Raw genomic sequence first — 3456 nt, forward strand, 5'->3', positions numbered from 1 at the left:
TCAATCACCAGCCTGCTCATCCTCACCGGCTGCTTACTCCCCGGCAGATTCCTCCCCCGCTGGCTACCCAACGACAAACTCATGCACTTAGGCGGCTACTTCCTGCTGATGGTGCTGATCTCCGCCCAGACCCGGAACCTCCTGCTGAGCGCCGCCCAGACCCGGAACCTCCTGCTGAGCGCCGCCCTGTTGTTCCTCGCCGGACTCCTGATCGAATGCCTGCAGCACTTCGTCCCCGGCCGCCACTTCAGCTGGCGCGATCAACTAGCCAATACGGTGGGAATAATGCTGGGGTTGGTGGTGTGAGGGGCGGGTGGTGCCAACTGGTCAGCATTTGCTCTGATCATGCTGCAGTGCTATTATAACAAGCGTCGCTGGCACTGACACTGCCATAAGAGAAAGAGGTGGATTATGAACATAGCTAATCTTGATCAGGAACTGATGAAATCAGTTCTCAAGGAATCAGTAAAAGAATCTTTGTTTGAGAATCGGGCTTTTTTTGAAGATATCTTTGCTGAAATTCTTCATGACGTTGCCCTGACCGAAGCGATAGAGCAAGGTCGACAAACTCCCGTGGTCGATTATGAAGATGTTCGTACGATACTGGAGGGGTAACTGTGCAGCACTTGTTTCGTAACAGCTTTGTCCGTGACATAAAGAAAATAAAGGATAAGCAGCTATATCAAGCCATACAGCAAGTCATCGATCAGGTTCAGCAGGCTGATGTCTTGACGGACATCCCTCACCTGAAAAAGATGAGCGGCAGTCAACATTGTTACGCTATTCGCCTTCACGAATATCGTATCGGAATCTATTGGTCACCAGAAGAAGCAGACGAAGTTGAATTTGTGCGTTGTTTGCACCGGCGTGAGATTTACCGATTCTTCCCGTAGGGGTTGTTCCTGAACTGGTTGTCGGTTACATCGTACCTGATTGACCTGACCGTTGCAGTGACCTCCTCATCGTCCCACCACTGCCCGATCTCCACCAAACCCATACCCTAGCCGCACCTTGGTTCCGTTTGTCCATTCCAGGCACCATTACGTTCGTTCTCCAGTAATCGCCATCAAAAAACCAGCCATCTCCTTGTTAAAAGAGGGAAAGGGAAGGAACAGCTTCTCCCACCAACTCTCATACACAACAAGGAGGTACCACCATGCCCCGCGTAAATCTTCGTCAGCAGTTCGTTGACAATCCGCCCCTGCCAACCACGGCTGCCAAAGTCACCTATTTCGACACCCAGTTAACCGGGTTTATGCTCGAAGTTACCCGTACCGGCAGTGCTACCTATTACCTGCGTTATCGTGACAAAGCCGGGCGTATCCGTCAGGTTCGCCTAGGTCGGACAACTGCCCTTAACGTTGACGAAGCCCGTGAAAATGCCCGCATCCTAAAGAGCAAGGTTCTGATGGGCTTCGATGTTCAGGAGCATGTCGAAAAGATCAAGCAGATGCCCACATTTGCCGAGTTTGTCCGGGATCACTACCTGCCTCATGCTGTTGTTTGCCCCAGTAAATGGTCATAGATTGTCTAACTATATGGAACCATTAGACAGATTGTCACATCAATGGACTTTTGTCACACCGTGACCGGCACTCGCCGGTCACGGTGGTAGTGTTAAAAAGGTTCTTCTTCCTTCGGATGTGGTCTGGAATCAGCAATTTCTTGGTACGCTTGATGTGTGTTGATGATGTTCCGCAGGCTGGCCGCCATCAGACTCATCACCAGTTGTTCCACCAGGGCCGTCAATTCATCGAAGGTCGTTTCAGTATTCTGATCCTCGTAGATATTCATCGCACACCTCCCTTAAAAGATTTCCGTACTGGCTGCCTGGACATGCTCTGCGGTCACCACGCTTGACTCGTTTCTGGCAGCAACAATGAGTGCGCCCCGGGCCAGGAAGTTGGCTTTGCGATAAAGTCCTCCTGAACCTTGATGAACAGCGGTCACGGCAGCCTCCTCAAACAGCATGCGATCGCAACCGGCTATCTGCAGGTGATGGCGCAGATAGTTTTCCATGGCGCAGCGATCGATACCGGCCAGGTGGCAGCGAGTGACGACCCGTGAAGCCAGAGGTTTGCTGGCGCGGTAGCTGAGGTTGTCCACCAGGTTGGCCTGACCGGCGAGAATAACCGGCAGGTAAGGTTTGGAATCCTGCTCGAACTGAGTCAGGGTGTGGAGTTCGGCAAAGACATCGAGGCGTAAGAGGGACGCTTCATCGATGACCAGCAGGGTTTTCATCTTCTTGCCGGTGACCAGATCGAGAATCTGCTGTTTAATCCGGTACGCCATCATGGCCCGTGAAGCACCGGCCTTGGTAATGCCCAACGCGGCGAGGATCTGGCGGTAGAGTTCGAGGATCGACCCGGAGCAGGCGGTCACGGCAATCACCTGGTATTCGGCAGGGTGCAGGCCACCGATCAAGTAGCGCAGGATGGTTGACTTGCCGCTGCCGATGTCGCCGGTGATCAGAGCAACACTATATTTATAGGACAGGCACTTTATTCTTGGGCACTTTATTCTTGACCTGTGTTTTGCCTTGGGGTAGGGTGGCGGTGTACTGACCGGTGGTGAGCCTGGTCGACGTAATGCCATTTATGCGACAGTGAAATTGTTGTGCTTCTGAGTGGGTGCTATACTGTAGACAGTTCAAGCTTTGTCCGAGGGAGTGTTCATGCCGACCATCAGCATGTTTTATGGAATTGTTATCTGTCTTTATTTCTTTGACGATGAGAGACACAAGCTGCCGCATATACACGCAAAATATCAGGGGAAGGGGGCATCCTTTTCCATTCTTGATGGATCTTTGCTTGCTGGAGAGATACCTCAAGCTAAAAGCAGGCTGGTTCAGGCGTGGATTGAAATCCACCGTGATTCCCTATTGGCAAACTGGGAGTTGGCTGTTAATGGGCTCCCGCCTTTTGCCATTGAGCCGTTGCGATAGGAGGATATATGGAATCCGTGATTCGCGTAAAAGTAAGAGATGATTATAATTTGGAGCTTTGGTTCGACACAGGTGAGCATCGGTTATTTGATGTGAAGCCCTATCTTGGTCGAGGAATTTTTACACGGCTTCAAGATATGCATTTGTTCAGGAGAGCTTTTGTAGCTATGGACACTGTGTGCTGGCCAGGTGATCTGGATATCGCCCCGGAAACTCTGTATGACCGTTCTGTACCAATCACCGACGAAAATCGCGTTCATTCCGCGCACGCAGAAAACGCCTGAACTTTATGGCCCTTCCGCGCTACGCCCAAGTCTCCTTAAGTGAAACCCCCTGGTATCACGTTGTTTCCCGCTGTGTGCGCCGCGCCTTTTTGTGCGGAGTTGATCATATCACCGGCCAGAGCTTTGAACACCGTCGCGACTGGATCGAACAGCGCATTCTGCAGCTGGCTGGAGTCTTTACCATCGATGTCGCCGCCTATGCGGTGATGCACAACCATTATCATATCG

9 protein-coding genes are annotated in these 3456 nt (G+C 51.7%); 7 read left to right on the plus strand and 2 right to left on the minus strand.

Annotation, left to right across the window (positions count from 1 at the left end):
- From ICT70_RS14665 to ICT70_RS14680, 4 genes are all read left to right on the plus strand, one after another.
- The coding region (locus tag ICT70_RS14665) for a VanZ family protein (RefSeq protein ID WP_224747093.1) at window positions 1-306 on the plus strand (306 nt) is incomplete at its 5' end.
- Between the two features lie 105 nt (window positions 307-411).
- On the plus strand, window positions 412-615 hold the full coding sequence (locus tag ICT70_RS14670) for a hypothetical protein (RefSeq protein WP_191157955.1): 204 nt from the start codon (window positions 412-414) through the stop codon (window positions 613-615).
- A gap of 2 nt (window positions 616-617) precedes the next feature.
- Window positions 618-893: a type II toxin-antitoxin system RelE family toxin gene (locus ICT70_RS14675; RefSeq protein WP_191157957.1), complete on the plus strand. Its 276-nt coding sequence runs from the start codon at window positions 618-620 to the stop codon at window positions 891-893.
- A 263-nt stretch (window positions 894-1156) separates the two neighbouring features.
- Entirely contained in the window at window positions 1157-1525 is a 369-nt protein-coding gene (locus tag ICT70_RS14680; RefSeq protein WP_191157959.1) for an Arm DNA-binding domain-containing protein, read from the plus strand.
- A gap of 92 nt (window positions 1526-1617) precedes the next feature.
- On the opposite strand, the gene ICT70_RS14685 is transcribed toward ICT70_RS14680, so the two are convergent.
- Window positions 1618-1794, minus strand: coding sequence for a hypothetical protein (locus tag ICT70_RS14685; RefSeq protein ID WP_191157960.1), 177 nt, complete (start codon window positions 1792-1794; stop codon window positions 1618-1620).
- 12 nt (window positions 1795-1806) lie between these two features.
- Window positions 1807-2595 (minus strand): ExeA family protein, encoded by a 789-nt coding sequence (locus ICT70_RS14690; protein ID WP_191157962.1) that lies wholly within the window; start codon window positions 2593-2595, stop codon window positions 1807-1809.
- A 79-nt stretch (window positions 2596-2674) separates the two neighbouring features.
- On the opposite strand from ICT70_RS14690, the gene ICT70_RS14695 reads away from it, so the two are divergent.
- The 3 genes from ICT70_RS14695 to ICT70_RS14705 form a co-directional block, all read left to right on the plus strand.
- A complete protein-coding gene (locus tag ICT70_RS14695; protein ID WP_191157964.1) occupies window positions 2675-2944 on the plus strand; it encodes a DUF4160 domain-containing protein in 270 nt (89 codons plus the stop codon).
- Between the two features lie 8 nt (window positions 2945-2952).
- Complete coding sequence (locus tag ICT70_RS14700) at window positions 2953-3228, plus strand: DUF2442 domain-containing protein (RefSeq protein WP_191157966.1); 276 nt, start codon at window positions 2953-2955, stop codon at window positions 3226-3228.
- Window positions 3229-3233: 5 nt separating this feature from the next.
- Window positions 3234-3456, plus strand: a 223-nt coding sequence (locus tag ICT70_RS14705; RefSeq protein ID WP_224747005.1) for a hypothetical protein, incomplete at its 3' end; no start/stop codon positions are given.

It is taken from the genome of Pelovirga terrestris (assembly GCF_014773365.1).
In the GTDB taxonomy this organism is placed as follows: domain Bacteria; phylum Desulfobacterota; class Desulfuromonadia; order Desulfuromonadales; family Geopsychrobacteraceae; genus Pelovirga; species Pelovirga terrestris.

Coding starts and splice junctions, on each gene's coding strand:
- ICT70_RS14670 (WP_191157955.1), top strand. CDS start 412: ATGAACATAGCTAATCTTGATCAGGAACTGATGAAATCAGTTCTCAAG.
- ICT70_RS14680 (WP_191157959.1), top strand. CDS start 1,157: ATGCCCCGCGTAAATCTTCGTCAGCAGTTCGTTGACAATCCGCCCCTG.
- ICT70_RS14685 (WP_191157960.1), bottom strand. CDS start 1,794: ATGAATATCTACGAGGATCAGAATACTGAAACGACCTTCGATGAATTG.
- ICT70_RS14700 (WP_191157966.1), top strand. CDS start 2,953: ATGGAATCCGTGATTCGCGTAAAAGTAAGAGATGATTATAATTTGGAG.
- ICT70_RS14695 (WP_191157964.1), top strand. CDS start 2,675: ATGCCGACCATCAGCATGTTTTATGGAATTGTTATCTGTCTTTATTTC.
- ICT70_RS14690 (WP_191157962.1), bottom strand. CDS start 2,595: ATGGCATTACGTCGACCAGGCTCACCACCGGTCAGTACACCGCCACCC.